The 14055-nt window shown below is 65.4% G+C and carries 15 protein-coding genes; 11 read left to right on the top strand and 4 right to left on the bottom strand.

Going from position 1 to position 14055, the window contains the following annotated elements; all coding sequences use genetic code 11:
- Positions 1–25: 25 nt before the first annotated feature.
- From DXK93_RS21030 to DXK93_RS21040, 3 genes are all read right to left on the bottom strand, one after another.
- On the bottom strand, positions 26–1030 hold the full coding sequence (locus DXK93_RS21030) for a TAXI family TRAP transporter solute-binding subunit (RefSeq protein ID WP_119451025.1): 1005 nt from the start codon (positions 1028–1030) through the stop codon (positions 26–28).
- 156 nt (positions 1031–1186) lie between these two features.
- Positions 1187–2527: an aspartate aminotransferase family protein gene (locus DXK93_RS21035; protein ID WP_119451026.1), complete on the bottom strand. Its 1341-nt coding sequence runs from the start codon at positions 2525–2527 to the stop codon at positions 1187–1189.
- A gap of 48 nt (positions 2528–2575) precedes the next feature.
- Positions 2576–3505, bottom strand: a complete 930-nt coding sequence (locus DXK93_RS21040) for a MurR/RpiR family transcriptional regulator (RefSeq protein ID WP_054458705.1) — start codon at positions 3503–3505, stop codon at positions 2576–2578.
- Positions 3506–3764: 259 nt separating this feature from the next.
- Between DXK93_RS21040 and DXK93_RS21045 the strand changes: the two genes are divergently transcribed.
- The 6 genes from DXK93_RS21045 to DXK93_RS21070 all read left to right on the top strand — a co-directional run bounded on the left by DXK93_RS21045 (position 3765) and on the right by DXK93_RS21070 (position 8615).
- Complete coding sequence (locus DXK93_RS21045; protein ID WP_054458703.1) at positions 3765–4313, top strand: MarR family winged helix-turn-helix transcriptional regulator; 549 nt, start codon at positions 3765–3767, stop codon at positions 4311–4313.
- Positions 4310–4870, top strand: a complete 561-nt coding sequence (gene ectA / locus DXK93_RS21050; protein WP_054458701.1) for a diaminobutyrate acetyltransferase — start codon at positions 4310–4312, stop codon at positions 4868–4870. Before DXK93_RS21045 ends, ectA begins: the two co-directional genes overlap by 4 nt.
- Positions 4871–4993: 123 nt before the next feature.
- Complete coding sequence (ectB, locus tag DXK93_RS21055; RefSeq protein ID WP_054458699.1) at positions 4994–6301, top strand: diaminobutyrate--2-oxoglutarate transaminase; 1308 nt, start codon at positions 4994–4996, stop codon at positions 6299–6301.
- Positions 6298–6702 (top strand): ectoine synthase, encoded by a 405-nt coding sequence (locus tag DXK93_RS21060; RefSeq protein ID WP_006387829.1) that lies wholly within the window; start codon positions 6298–6300, stop codon positions 6700–6702. The genes ectB and DXK93_RS21060 overlap by 4 nt, the downstream gene beginning before the upstream one ends.
- A 17-nt stretch (positions 6703–6719) precedes the next feature.
- Entirely contained in the window at positions 6720–7646 is a 927-nt protein-coding gene (gene thpD / locus DXK93_RS21065; RefSeq protein ID WP_054458697.1) for an ectoine hydroxylase, read from the top strand.
- Positions 7647–7742: 96 nt separating this feature from the next.
- On the top strand, positions 7743–8615 hold the full coding sequence (locus tag DXK93_RS21070) for an MOSC domain-containing protein (RefSeq protein ID WP_119451027.1): 873 nt from the start codon (positions 7743–7745) through the stop codon (positions 8613–8615).
- Between the two features lie 24 nt (positions 8616–8639).
- Here the strand turns inward: DXK93_RS21070 and sugE are convergent, their stop codons facing one another.
- A complete protein-coding gene (sugE, locus tag DXK93_RS21075; protein WP_013392803.1) occupies positions 8640–8957 on the bottom strand; it encodes a quaternary ammonium compound efflux SMR transporter SugE in 318 nt (105 codons plus the stop codon).
- A gap of 208 nt (positions 8958–9165) precedes the next feature.
- Here sugE and panD point away from each other — a divergent pair, with 208 nt between their 5' ends.
- The 5 genes from panD to DXK93_RS21100 all read left to right on the top strand — a co-directional run.
- Positions 9166–9534 (top strand): aspartate 1-decarboxylase, encoded by a 369-nt coding sequence (gene panD, locus DXK93_RS21080; protein ID WP_013392804.1) that lies wholly within the window; start codon positions 9166–9168, stop codon positions 9532–9534.
- 63 nt (positions 9535–9597) lie between these two features.
- Positions 9598–10650: a CDP-6-deoxy-delta-3,4-glucoseen reductase gene (locus DXK93_RS21085; RefSeq protein ID WP_054458694.1), complete on the top strand. Its 1053-nt coding sequence runs from the start codon at positions 9598–9600 to the stop codon at positions 10648–10650.
- A gap of 180 nt (positions 10651–10830) precedes the next feature.
- Entirely contained in the window at positions 10831–12087 is a 1257-nt protein-coding gene (locus DXK93_RS21090) for a D-amino acid dehydrogenase (RefSeq protein ID WP_054458692.1), read from the top strand.
- A 4-nt stretch (positions 12088–12091) separates the two neighbouring features.
- Positions 12092–13432 carry an extracellular solute-binding protein gene (locus DXK93_RS21095; RefSeq protein ID WP_054458690.1) on the top strand — a complete coding sequence of 447 codons (1341 nt, stop codon included), beginning with the start codon at positions 12092–12094 and terminating at the stop codon, positions 13430–13432.
- Between the two features lie 190 nt (positions 13433–13622).
- Positions 13623–14055: TrbG/VirB9 family P-type conjugative transfer protein (locus tag DXK93_RS21100; protein WP_158598567.1), on the top strand; the 433-nt coding region annotated here is incomplete at its 3' end.

The following is a 14055-nucleotide window of genomic DNA, read 5'->3' on the forward strand; positions in this document are numbered from 1 at the left end:
TTTCAGCGGCCCTTGGGCCTGGGCCTCAGAGCAGGCCCTTTTCCTTGAAGTACTTCTCGGCGCCCGGATGCAGCGGCGCCGACAGCCCGTTCTTCACCATGTCCGCCGCCTTCAGGTTGGCAAACGCGGGGTGCAGCTTCTTGAAGTCGTCGAAGTTGTCGAACACCGCCTTGACCACGGTGTAGACCGTCGCCTCGGGCACGTCGGCGGAAGTGACGAAGGTAGCGGTCACGCCGTAAGTCTTGGTTTCCGTCGGGTTGTTCGGATACAGCCCGGCCGGAATCGAGGCGTGGGCGTAGTACGGGTACTTCTCGACCAGCTTGTCCACGGCGGGACCGGTCAGCGACACGAGCTTGGCGCCGCAGCTGGTGGTGGGGTCCTGGATGTTGGCCGAGGGGTGGCCCACGCCATAGAAGAAGCCGTCGATCTTGCCGTCGCACAGCGCGGAACCGTGCTCGTCGGGACGCAGTTCGGACGCCAGCGAGAAGTCCTTCAGCGTCCAGCCCATGGTGCTCAGCAACTCCTCCATCGAGGCGCGCGTGCCCGAGCCGGGGTTGCCGACGTTGAAGCGCTTGCCCTTGAGGTCTTCGAAGCTCTTGATGTTCGCGTCCTTGCGCGTCACGACGGTGAAGGGCTCGGGGTGGATGGAGAACACCGAGCGCAGCTTGGTGTACGGTCCGGCCTGCTTGAACTGGCCTTCGCCCTTGTAGGCGTTGAAGCCGACGTCGGATTGCACCACGCCCAGGTCCAGCTCACCGGCCTTGATGGTGTTGGCGTTGAAGACCGAGCCGCCGGTCGATTCGACCGAGCAACGGATGCCGTGACTGGAACGATCCTTGTTGACCAGACGGCAGATGGCGCCGCCGGCGGCATAGTAGACGCCGGTGACGCCGCCCGTGCCGATACTGACGAACTTCTGTTGGGCGGCGGCGGGCGCCGGCGCCGTGGACAGCAATGCCGTGGCAAGGCCCGCGGCTGCGAGCGTCCAGGCGTTGCGATGGCCCAAGGGGTGTTTGACGGACGTGGTCATGCAAACTCCTTTTGGGGTTTTTCCCCGTGATATTGCCGGTCTTGGCCGGCGGTTGGTGCGCCCCGCGAGCCGCGGAGCACCCTGTGCGTATCATCACGAGCCCGCGCCAGGCGGGCGGCACGGCGCAATCGCTTGCGCCGCGCTTGCAGCAGGCGGCTAGGCGCGCGCCTGCGCGATGGCGGCGTCGATGGCGCCGCTCAGACGGTCGGTCAACTGGTCCAGTTCATCGTCGGAGATGATGAAGGGTGGGGCGAGCAGCACGTGGTCGCCGTGGCGGCCGTCGATGGTGCCGCCCATCGGGTAGACCATCAAACCGAGCGCCATGGCTTCGCGCTTGATGCGCGCGTGCAGCGACAGCGCGGGGTCGAAGGTCTGCTTGCTGGCGCGGTCCTGCACCAGCTCGATGCCCATGAAGAGGCCGCGGCCGCGGATGTCGCCGACGTGCGGATGCGCGCCCAGCGCGCTCTCCAGCCGCTGGCGCAAGCCTGCGCCCTGCGCTTGCACGCGCGCCAGCAGGCCGTCGCGCCGGATCACCTCCTGCACGGCGAGCGACGCGGCGCAGGCGATCGCATGGCCCAGATAGGTGTGGCCATGCTGGAAGAAGCCGCTGCCTTGCTGCATGGCATCCACGATGCGCTGCTGCACCATCACCGCGCCGATCGGCTGATAGCCGCCGCCCAGGCCCTTGGCGATGGTGATCAGGTCAGGCGTGACGCCTTCCTGTTCCACTGCGTACAGCGTGCCGGTGCGGCCCATGCCGCACATGACCTCGTCGGCGATCAGCAGCACGCCGTGACGGTCGCAGACTTCGCGGATGCGGCGGAAATAACCCGGCACAGCCGTGACGGCGCCGGCGGTGGCGCCGACCACGGGTTCGGCCACGAAAGCCATCACCGTGCCCGGACCCAGGCGCTCGAAGGTCTGTTCCAGTTCCTGCGCCAGACGTTCGCCGTATTGCTCGGGGCTTTCGTCCTCGCGCTGGTCGCGGTAGGCGTAGCAGGGCGACACGTGCTCGACCTCGATCAACAGCGGCGCGAACTGCGCGCGGCGCCAGGCATTGCCGCCCACCGCCAGCGCGCCCAGCGTGTTGCCGTGATAGCTCTGGCGCCGCGCGACGATGTGGCGGCGTTCCGGCTGGCCGATTTCCACGAAGTACTGCCGCGCCATTTTCAGCGCGGCTTCGACCGCTTCCGAGCCACCCGAGACGAAGTAGGCATGGGAAATGCCCGGCGGCGCATCGGCCACCAGGCGCTCGGCCAATTGCTCCGCGACCTCGGTCGTGAAAAAGCTGGTGTGGGCATAGGCCAGCGCGTCGATCTGCGCATGCATGGCGGCCTGGATGTCGGGGTGGTTGTGTCCCAGGCAGGAGACCGCCGCGCCGCCCGAACCGTCGAGGTAGGAGCGGCCGGCGCTGTCGTAGACCCACACGCCCTGGCCGCGGACCGCGACGGGAGGCGTCTGGCGCAATGAACGATGCATGACATGGGTGTGGCTCATGGGGCAATTCCGCAATGCAGGAGGTTAAAGGCGAATCCGGACGGGATGTCAGGCGGGGCGGCGCGGCGGCGCGCTCCAGTAAACGTTGTCGTTGAGCAGGCGCTGTTCCACTTCGGTCAGCCGGTTCAGCACCTCCTCGCCGCCGCGCGCGGTCAGGCGGGCGATCAGGTGCTCCGCCAGGCCCAGCAGGCCGGCGGTGGTGTGGAAGAACGACCCGGGCCCCTGGCGCGCCGGGCGGGCCCGCACGCCTTCGCGGTCAGGAGGCGCGAAGCGCAGGGTGTGGCGGGCGTCGACCGCCAGCGGCGACAAGGGGTCATCGGTCAGCGCGATCAGCGCCACGCCGCGCTGCGCGGCCTGGCGGGCCAGTTGCACGGTGGCGGTGGGATAGGGCGCCTGCGAGATCACGATCAGCGCGTCGCCGGGTCCCAGGTTGTCGGCTTGCTCGGCGGGCGCGCCGCCCAGGCCGTCTATGAGCACGCTGTTGCGCCGCACCAGCTGGTAGGCGTAGCGCATCTGGAAGGCAATGCCGAAGGCTGAGCGCGTGCCCAGGAAGCCGACCTGCCTGGCTTCCAGCAGGGTCTGCACCGCGGCGTCGAAGGCGGAGGGCGGGTTCAGCGCGCAGACGGAGCTCATGGCCCGAACCTGATAGTCGGTGAGCACGTCGTGCCCGGGCGCCGCGGGTTCGCCCGCCGCGGCCTGCAGCGCGGCGGCGCGCTCGCGCAGTCCCGGTGCGGCCTGCCCTGCCAGGGCCTGCTGGAAGGGCTGACGGAAATCCTCGTAGCTGGAAAAGCCGACGGCCCGCGCCAGCCGCAGCATGGTTGCCGGCGCCACGCCCAGGGTCTGGGCCTGGCGCCGCATGGACCACAGGCCGACCTCGGCGGGGTGCGCCACGACCCAATGCGCCGCCCGCTGCAGTTCCGGCGGCAGTTGTTCCAGTTTTTCCTGGAGGGTCAGGAGGAGGTCGGACGGCAAGGACATGTACGGCGGGAAGAGGCTGTAAAAAAACAGATGATAAATCTTGAATCAATAAAAAAACATATGTTTTTATAAGGGGTTCCACCTAGAGTGCCTGACGGTTCAGGCAAGCTCGCTCGCAGGTAAGTCCTTGAAATTCGCCGCCAATTCCCGCAAATCGGCGCTCATTTACTTACATCACGCAACGGGATTTTTGTTTGACGGGAATGAATCGTGCGCATATCATTTGTGTAGAAATGAATTTGACCGAACACGTTTTCCCATGACTGACACCGCGAAATCCGACCCTGCACAGCAATACGATTTGCGCATCTTGCGGGCCCTGCGCCGCATCACGCGTTCCATCGCCTTGCATTCGCGCCAGTTGTCCGCCGTCAGCCACATTACGGCGCCGCAACTGATGTGCCTGCGCACCGTGATCGCCAACGGTCCGATGACGGCCACCGCGATCAGCCGCGAAATGCACGTCAGTCCCAGCACCGTGGTCGGGATCCTGGATCGCCTGGAAGACAAGGGCTTGATCCGCCGCGAACGCGGCCGCGAAGACCGTCGCATCGTATTCGTCACGGCCACGGACGCGGGCCGCGAACTGGCGCAAGGCGCGCCGTCGCCGCTGCAAAAGCATCTGGCCGACGCGCTCAATGCCTTGCCCGAACTGGAACAGGCCACCATCACGCTGTCCCTGGAGCGCATCGTGGCGCTCATGGAGCAGGACGGCCAGGCCGCCGTCGACACGCATGGCGACGTGTCTTCGCCCATCCTTGAAGTGCCCACGGGCGGGGCACCCCCTGAATCGGGAATCGTTGCATGAAGAAAACCGAACTGGATACCCCAACCCTCTCAAGTGCCGTGGCGCCGGCGGTCAGCGCGCAGACCCATACCATGCGTCTGCCCGACCGCAAAGACGGCGCCGCCATCCACCGCCTCATTTCCGAGTGCCCGCCGCTCGACCTGAATTCCCTCTACGCGTACCTGCTCCTCGCTGAGCATTTCCGCGACACCTGCGTCCTGGCCGAAAGCGCCGGCGGACGCATCGACGGTTTTATCTCCGCATACGTGATCCCGGACCGGCCCGACACCTTGTTTGTCTGGCAGGTCGCGGTGCACACCCGCGCACGCGGCCATCGACTGGGCCGCGCCATGCTCCGCGAGCTCTTGCGCCGCAAGGGTCTCGAGCATGTCCGCTATCTCGAAACCACGGTGGGGCCTGACAACCAGGCATCGCGCCGCAGCTTTGCCGGCCTGGCCAGCGAACTCGGCGCCCACGTCTCCGAGCAGCCGTTCTTCGACCGGCAGCTTTTCGGCGGCGCGGACCATGACGACGAGATGTTGTTGAGGATAGGTCCGTTCGCCTTGCCAGCCCCCTAGGGGCGGCGCAAGCCCAGCGGTCTTATCGAATTACCGGGATGGTTGGCCGATCCGGATGCGCAAGCGCACCCGGAAGGGTTCTGGCCGTCCGTCCACTCATGAGATGAAAAGGGAGGATTAATCATGGACTTGAAGATCTTTGACCGGATGGAGTCGGAGGTACGGGGCTACATCCGGTCGTTCCCCGTGATATTCAGCCAGGCCAGGGGCTCGACCCTGATCGATGAGGACGGCACCGAATACATCGATTTCTTCAGCGGCGCCGGCACGCTGAACTATGGCCACAACAATCCTGTTCTCAAGGAAAAGCTGCTGGAGTACGTCCAGTCGGACGGCGTAGTGCATGGCCTGGACATGGCCACCAGCGCGAAGAAGCGTTTCCTGGAGACGGTGGACCGCGTGCTGCTCAAGCCGCGGAACTGGCAATACACCTTGCAGTTCACCGGTCCCACCGGCACCAACGCGGTTGAAGCCGCGCTGAAGATCGCGCGCCAGGTCAAGGGACGTCCCAACGTCATCTCTTTCACCCATGGTTTCCATGGCGTGAGCGGCGGCTCGTTGGCGGTGACGGCCAACATGAAGTTCCGCGACGCGTCCGGCTATGCGCTGGGCAACACCACCTTCATGCCCTACGACGGATACTTCGGTCCGGACGTGGACACCATGGCCTATCTTGAACGCATGCTGGAAGATCCCAGCAGCGGCATGGACAAGCCGGCGGCCGTCATCGTGGAAACGGTGCAGGGCGAAGGCGGCGTCAACGTGGCGACGCTGCGCTGGCTGAAGGAACTGGAAAAGCTGTGCAAGCGCCACGACATGCTGCTGATCGTGGACGACATCCAGGTTGGCTGCGGGCGCACCGGCACGTTCTTCAGTTTCGAGTCCGCGGGTATCCGCCCCGACATCATTACCCTGTCGAAATCGCTGTCGGGCTTCGGCCTGCCGATGTCGCTGGTGCTGATGAAGCCCGAGCTGGACATCTGGAAACCCGGCGCCCACAGCGGCACCTTCCGCGGCAACAACCTGGCCTTCGTCACGGCCGCGCAGGCGCTGGAAACCTATTGGGCCAACACCGCCTTCGCCACCGAAATCCAGCGCAAGGAGCGCCAGGTGCGCGACTGGCTGGAGAACCTGGTTCACAGCTATCCCAACGCCGGCCTGTCGGTGCGCGGCCGCGGCCTGATCCAGGGCCTGGTGTGCAACGCCACGCCCGCGCTGGCCAACCGCATCGCGCAGAACGCCTTCAAGAAAGGCGTCGTGATCGAGACCTCGGGCGCGCACGATGAAGTGCTCAAGCTGCTGCCCGCGCTGACCATCGAGGAAGAGCTGCTCGGCAAGGGCCTGGACGTGATCGAAGCCAGTGTCGCGGAAGCGCTCGCCGAAGAAGGGCAGTCCGCCCGCATCCTGAAATTTGGAGGAAAACGTCAATGATCGTACGCAATGTCAAAGATGTGATCGGCACCGCCGACGAAGTCCGCACCGACACCTGGGTCAGCCGCCGCGTGCTGCTCAAGAAGGACGGCATGGGCTTCTCCTTTCATGAGACCACCATCTTTCCGGGCGGCCGCACCCACATCCACTACAAGAACCATCTTGAAGCGGTGTGGTGCATCGAAGGCGACGGTTCCATCGAGACCATCGCCGACGGCAAGAAGTACGAACTGGGGCCCGGCGTGGTCTACGCCCTGAACGAACACGACGAGCACTGGCTGTGCGGCGGCAAGGAGCCGCTGCGCGTCATCTGCGTCTTCAACCCGCCGCTGACCGGCCAGGAAGTGCATGACAAAGAAGGCGTCTACGCCTTGCCTGAAGCCGAAGCCCAAGCGGCCTGAAACACAAGGAGGTTCGCATGATCTCACCTGCACAGGATCCGTACGCCTCCCGTACGGATCGAAGTTCCGCCATCATCGCCCGCCAGGACCCGGTGGTCTATGAAAATGGCCAGTACGCCAGCGCATTGAACGCCGGCCAGGTCGAGCAATACGAGCGCGACGGCTTCATCCTGCTGGAGAACCTGTTTTCCGAAGATGAAATCCGCGCGCTGTCCACCGAGGTCGAGCGCATGACGCGCGACCCCTCTATCGTCCGCCGCGAAGAGTCCATCACCGAGCCCGGCAGCAATGCGGTGCGCTCGATCTTCATGGTGCACGTGCTCAATCCCATCCTGTCGCGCCTGGTGCGCGATCCGCGCCTGGTCAATGTGGCGCGGCAGATCCTGGGGTCCGAGGTGTACATCCACCAGTCGCGCGCCAACATGAAGCCCGGCTTCAAGGGCAAGGAGTTCTACTGGCACTCCGACTTCGAAACCTGGCACGTCGAGGACGGCATGCCGGCGATGCGCGCGCTGAGCTGCTCGGTGCTGCTGACCGACAACAACGAGTGCAACGGCCCCTTGATGCTGGTGCCCGGATCGCATCGCCAGTTCATCTCGTGCGTGGGCGAGACGCCGAATGAACACTACAAGCAGTCGCTGAAGAAGCAGGAATACGGCGTGCCGGATCCGGTCAGCCTGCAGCTGCTGGTGGAGCAGGGCGGTATCCGCTCCATGACGGCCAAGGCCGGCTCGGTGGTGTTCTTCGACTGCAACACGATGCACGGATCCAACAGCAACATCTCGCCGTGGCCGCGCGCCAACGTGTTCATGGTCTACAACAGCATGGAAAACACGCTGAACCCGCCCAAGTACGGCCTGACTCCGCGTCCCGAGCACATCGCGACGCGCAAGGGATTCAAGGCGGTCACCCCGCTGGATACCTTGAAGCTGGTGGGGGGCTGAGCCTCCTGTGAAAATGCCCAGGCGCTGCCTGGGCATTTTTTCTTCCGGGCGTCTGCTATTCTCTGCGCACTTCGCCCCATCGAGACTCCGCACGCCATGTCCGCCCGCATCCTCAGCCTGCACATCTACCCGGTCAAATCCTGCGCGGGCATTGCCCTGGACGAATCGCCCATCGACCGCGCTGGGCTGGCCCACGACCGCCGCTGGATGCTGATCGGCGCCGATGGCCAGTTCATGACGCAGCGCCAATGGCCTGCGATGGCCCTGATCCGCACGGCGCTCACGGCCGACACGCTGCGCCTGTCAGCGCCGGGCATGTCCGATCTGGACGTTGCCCTGGACGGATCGGGACTGGAACAAGAGGCGCAGTCCGTGGCAGTGTGGAGCGATACCACGTCCGGCCGGCGCGAAAGCGCGGCGGCCGGGCAGTGGTTTTCCGACTTCCTGAAGACGCCGTGCCGTCTGTACAAGGTGGACGCGGCCGCGCAACGCAACGCCAAGCCGGACTGGGTGTCGCGCTGGGTGGACGCGCATCCAGACCTGGCCGAACCGTTCGCGGGCCAGCACTGCTTTGGCTTTGCTGACGGCTTCCCGCTGCTGGTGGCCAACCAGGCCTCGCTGGATGACCTGAACGCCCGCCTGCAGGCCAACGGCGTGGCGCCGGTGCCGATGGACCGCTTCCGACCCAATATCGTGGTCCAGGGCGAATGGGAAGCCTTCGAGGAAGACCACACCGCCCTGATCGAAGCCGCGGGCGTGAAGATGGCTTTCGTCAAGCCTTGCACCCGTTGCTCGATTCCCGACATCGACCAGAACACCGCCCAGCAGTATGAAGAGCCTGGCCGCACACTGGCCGGCTACCGCAATCTGGAAATCGGCGTGGTGTTCGGCCAGAACGCCATCCTGGACGCGCCCAAGGGCGCGCGCCTGAAGGTCGGCGACGAGGTCGGGATCGAACTGGATTTCTGAATCCGGGGCCTCGCCGCCGGGGCCTTAGGCCGAGGACAGCTTCAGGCCCACCAGGCCGAGCACGATGAGGGCGACGCTGGCGATGCGCATCCAGCTGGTGGATTCGCCGAACAGCACGATGCCGGCCACGAAGGCGCCGATCGTGCCGATGCCTACCCACACCGCATAGGCCGTGCCCAGGGGCAGGGATTTCATGGCGACCGCCAGCAGCCAGACGCTGATGGCCATGCCTCCCGCGGTGATGGCCGAAGGCCAGAAACGGGTGAATCCGTGGGTGTATTTCAGGCCTACGGCCCAGACGATTTCAAACAGGCCTGCGAGTACCAGGATGATCCAGGTCATTACGACTCCTACCTTGTGCTGCCGGCGTGCCGCCGGCGCGAGGGGCCGTCCCCAGAATCAAACGCGCCAGCCTAGTCGCCGCGCGCGGCAGCGGGCCGTCCCGCTGCGGCAAAAATTATAGAATACCGGGTTCATACGGCAAAACCGGGTGCCGGGCATCACTCTTGCAACACTTCGCGTTCCGGGCCGCGAAACCAGGATATTTATCATGCAACGCATCATGCTGCGGGCAAAACTGCACCGCGTCACGGTCACCGAAGCCGACCTCCACTACGAGGGGTCTTGCGGCATCGACGAAGACTTGCTGGACGCTGCCGGCATGCGCGAGTTCGAACGCATCGAGCTCTATAACGTCACCAACGGTGAACGTTTCGACACCTACATCATCAAGGCGGCCCGCGGCAGCGGCGCCATCTCCTTGAACGGCGCCGCCGCGCGCCGCGCCCAGGTCGGCGACCTGATGATCATCTGCACCTACGGCCCGATGTCCGAGGCCGACTCGGCCACGCACAAGCCGCTGGTGGTGCTGGTGGACGACGCCAACCGCGTCAAGGAAATCCGCAAGTTCCCGGCCTGAGGCCGGGCCGGGCGGAGCGCCTCGCGAACGAGGCGCTCCGCTAACACCCTGAACCGTTTCATCATGAGCTTCCAGGTCATCATCCAACCCAGCCAGCATCAATTCCCGGTCGAACCCGGCCAGACCGTGCTCGATGGCGCGCTGGCCGCTGGCATCGTCCTGCCGTACAGCTGTCGCAACGGCGCCTGCTCCACCTGCAAGGGCCGCGTGGTGTCCGGGGAGTTCGACGCGGGGCAGTATCCCGCGCAGATTCTTTCGCCCGAGGAACTGGCCGGCGGCTACACGTTGTTCTGCCAGGCCCGGCCTGAATCCGACATGGTGGTCGAATCCACCGAAGTCCGCCTGGCCAGCGATATCCAGATCCGCAAGCTGCCTTCGCGCGTGCAGGCGCTGGAACGCGTGGCCCCGGACGTCACCGTGATCAAGCTGCAGTTGCCCGCCTCCGAGCAGTTCCGCTACTACGCCGGCCAGTACATCGAAGTCATCCTGAAGGACGGCCGCCGGCGCAGCTATTCGATGGCCGGCGCGCCCCACACCGGCAGCCCGCTTGAACTGCACATCCGGCATATGCCCGGCGGCGTGTTCACCGACCATGTGTTCGGCGCCGGCGACACGCAGATGAAAGAGCGTGAGATCCTGCGCCTGGAAGGGCCGTTCGGTTCCTTCTTCCTGCGTGAAGACAGCGACAAGCCAGTCGTGCTCCTGGCCAGCGGCACGGGCTTTGCCCCGGTCAAGGCTATTGTCGAGCACATGATCCACAACAACATCAAGCGCCCCGTGGCGCTGTATTGGGGCGGACGCCGTCCGCGCGACCTCTACATGGACGCGCTGGCCCAATCGTGGACCGGCATGCTGCCCGATTTCCGCTACGTGCCGGTAGTCTCCAATGCCGTACAGGAAGACGGCTGGACCGGGCGCACCGGCTTTGTCCACGAAGCCGTCATGCAGGACATCGCCGACCTCTCGGGCCATCAGGTCTATGCCTGCGGCACGCCTCTGATGGTGGACGCCGCAAGGCGCGAATTCAGCGCCCAGAACGGCTTGCCGCCCGAAGAGTTCTACGCCGACGCCTTCACGTCCGAAGCGGACCTGGCCAAGGCTGCAACCCAGTCTTGAGTAACAGGGCATGAGCGAATCGGGGTGGAACGAGCGGGCCTGGAAAGGTTTGTGACTTCCGCCCCTTTTTATTCCATAGGCGCGGGCAAAGCGCCGGGGTAAACTGCCGGGCAGCAGCTTGCCATGGGGCGCGGACATCGGGTCGGCGGACCGAGCTGGCACGCAAGGAGCAATGCGGGCATGAAAGTAGCGGTATTGGGTGGCGGCATCATCGGAATCTCCAGCGCCTGGTGGCTGAACCAGGCCGGCCATGACGTCGTCGTCATAGATCGCTGCACCGGTCCCGCCCAGGAAACCAGTCTGGCCAATGGCGCGCAGATCTCGGTCTCCTACGCCGAACCCTGGGCCAATCCCCAAGCCCCGCTCAAGCTGCTCAAATGGATGTTCCAGGACGACGCCCCGCTGCTGTTCCGTCCGCAACTGGACTGGCGGCAATGGATGTGGGGGCTGGCGTTCCTGCGCGAGTGCCTGCCCAGCCGCCTGGCTCCCAATATCCGCGCCATGGTCCGCATGGCGGAATACAGCCGCGCGACCCTGCGTAGCATGCGCGCTGAACTGGGCATCCAATACGATCACCTGGAACGCGGCATCCTCAATTTCTACCGCGATCCGCACGAATTCGAAAACTCGCAGCGCGCCGCGGGCCTGATGCGCGACTTCGGCGTGGAACGCCGTGTGGTATCGACCGACGAGGTCATCGCCATCGAGCCCGCGCTGGCGCCGCACCGCCAGACCATCGTCGGCGGCGATTACACGCCCGAGGACGAGAGCGGCGACGTGCACCTGTTCACCGTGGCCCTGGCCGAGCGTTGCGCCCGGGCCGGCGTCGAATTCCGCTACAGCACGCGCGCCACGCGCCTGCTGACCACTGGCGGCACCGTGCAAAGCGTCGAGATCATCGAACCCGATGGCCGTTACGGCGCCTTGTCGGCCGACGCCTACGTCGTGGCGATGGGCAGTTTCAGCCCCTACCTGCTGCGGCCGCTGGGCGTGCCCTGCAACGTCTATCCGGCCAAGGGCTATTCCGCGACTTTCCCGGTGATCAAGCCGGACGCCACGCCCACGGTCAGCCTGACGGACAGCAGCCACAAGGTGGTTTTCTCGCGCCTGGGCGACCGCCTGCGCATGGCCGGAACCGCCGAGCTGTCGGGCTATTCCCGCAGCCTGAACACCGGACGTTGCGAAGCCATGACCCGCTTGGCGCGCGAACTTTTTCCCGACGCGCTCGATTTCGAGCGCGTCAGTTATTGGTCGGGCTTGCGCCCGTCCACTCCCTCGAACGTGCCCATTATCGGCCGCAGCCGTATCCCCAACCTGTACGTCAACACAGGACACGGTACGCTCGGCTGGACGATGGGCGTTGGCTCGGGCCGGGCATTGGCCGATCTGCTCAGCGGAAGGCGGCCGGAACCGGAATTTCCTTTTCTTGGTCTGTGAACCTATGAAGAATCTGCAATTGGCGGGCGTTGCCCGCGCGATGTTCGCCAGCCGGCGCGCATGGTTGTTCGGCGCCGCCATGGCGATGGCCGGTGCGGCGAATGCCGCCGCGGTCGAGATCCAGGTCTGGCACACGCTGACCGACGCAAACAAGGCCGAGTTCGAAAAGCTCGCCAAGCAATACAACAAGGAGCAGGACGAGGTCCGCGTGACGCTGCGCGGCTTCGCCTCGCCCAGCGCGCTGGAACAGGAAGCCGTCACGGCGGTCAAGGCCAAGAAGGGCCCGAACCTGCTGCAATTGACCGACAACCATTCGCCTGAAGTCGTCGCCCAGCACAAGGCCGTGCTGCCGCTGTACGAACTGCTGGCCAAGTACCCGATCAAGGACCTGAACTGGTTCGTGCCGGCCACCAGCAGCTTCACGCGCGACAGCAAGGGCCGCCTGCTGGCCTTCCCCTGGATGGCCGAAGTGCCGGTGATGTTCTACAACACCGCCGCCTACAAGAAGGCCGGCCTGGATCCCAACAAGCCCGCGCGCACGTGGACCGCTCTGCAAGGCGAGCTGCTGAAGCTGCGCGACGTGGCGGATATCGACTGCCCCTACGCCTCCAGCGACCAGGTCACGGTCCACCTGGAGAACCTGGCGCCGATCAACAACCAGCAGTTCACCAGCAACAACAACGGGCTGGACGCGGTCACCAAGAAGTCGGCCGCGCCGGCCATGCAGTTCGACACGCTGTACATGCGCCACATCTCGCTGATGGTCAGCTGGAAGCGTTCGCTGCTGTTCATGGCGCATTCGGGCGACAACGCCAGCGACAAGCTGTTCGCCAAGGGTGAATGCGCCGTGCTGACCGCCAACACCGGCGCGTTCGGCCAGTTCCTCAACACCAAGTCGCTGTCCTTCGGCGTGGCGCCGCTGCCTTACTACGAGCAGGCCACCAAGGACGGTGGCAAGCCCTTCGTGAGCGGTTCGGCGCTGTGGGCGCTGGAAGGCCATCCCCAAGCCGAGGAAAAGGCCACCGCCCAGTTCCTGGCCTGGCTGTCCAAGCCCGTCATCGCCGCGGAATGGCACCAGCGCACCGGCTACCTGCCCTTGACCGAGGCCGCTTTCCGCGCCTCGGACGTGTCGTTCTATAACCGCATTCCGGGCGTCCAGGCGCTGATTGCCTCCATGCGCACCAACCCCACGGCAAACAGCCGCGGTTTCCGCATGGCCAACTACACGCGCATCGAGCCCGTGCTGAACCAGCAACTGAACGATGCCTTCGAAGGCAAGGTGCCGCCGGTGGCGGCGCTGAACAACGCCGCCACCCAGGCACGCAGCATCGCGGCGCAACGCTGATCCAGGCAGGCGGCGCAGACGCCGCCGAATCCTGATGCAAACCCGGTCCCTGGACCGGGTTTTTTTTCGTCCGTCCGCCGCGCGACCAAACCATCCATGCGTACATGCCAGTCTGGTGACGCTGGGGCCGCTCATCCACCATGCCTCTCATGCGTATCGATTCCGGTGCGCCTTTTGCTCGCGGTGAGGCATGGTTCGTTTCTTCTTTCTGGCGGCAGGGCTGTCCTGCCTGGGGGCCTGCACAGGGGCCGGCAAGAGTCCGGCCGCAACGTCATGGGAAGCCTCGCGGCAGGCGGCCCAAGGCTTCCGCTTCGACTGGCAATTGTCAGGCGATCCCTCGGTTGCGCCCATGCAGGTGTTCGACGACGGCAAGGAAACCTGGCTGCAATTCGCGCCGGGCCAGCCGCTCCCGGCGATTTTCGGCGTAGGCAGCGACGGCGAGCGCGCCTTGCCCTACTTGCGGCGCGACCCCTATGTCGTGCTGGCGGGTGGGTGGAGCGGGCTGCTGTTTCGCGGCGGGCGTCTGAGCGCCCGCGCGCAGCGACTGCAACCGGTCGCCGACGCCCGGGCGGGGAGCAGGCCGCAGGATGAGCCTGCGCCGCTGGCGCCAGCTGTCGTGGCTG

Source organism: Achromobacter sp. K91 (genome assembly GCF_003576205.1).
GTDB classification, from domain to species: Bacteria; Pseudomonadota; Gammaproteobacteria; order Burkholderiales; family Burkholderiaceae_B; genus Achromobacter; species Achromobacter aegrifaciens.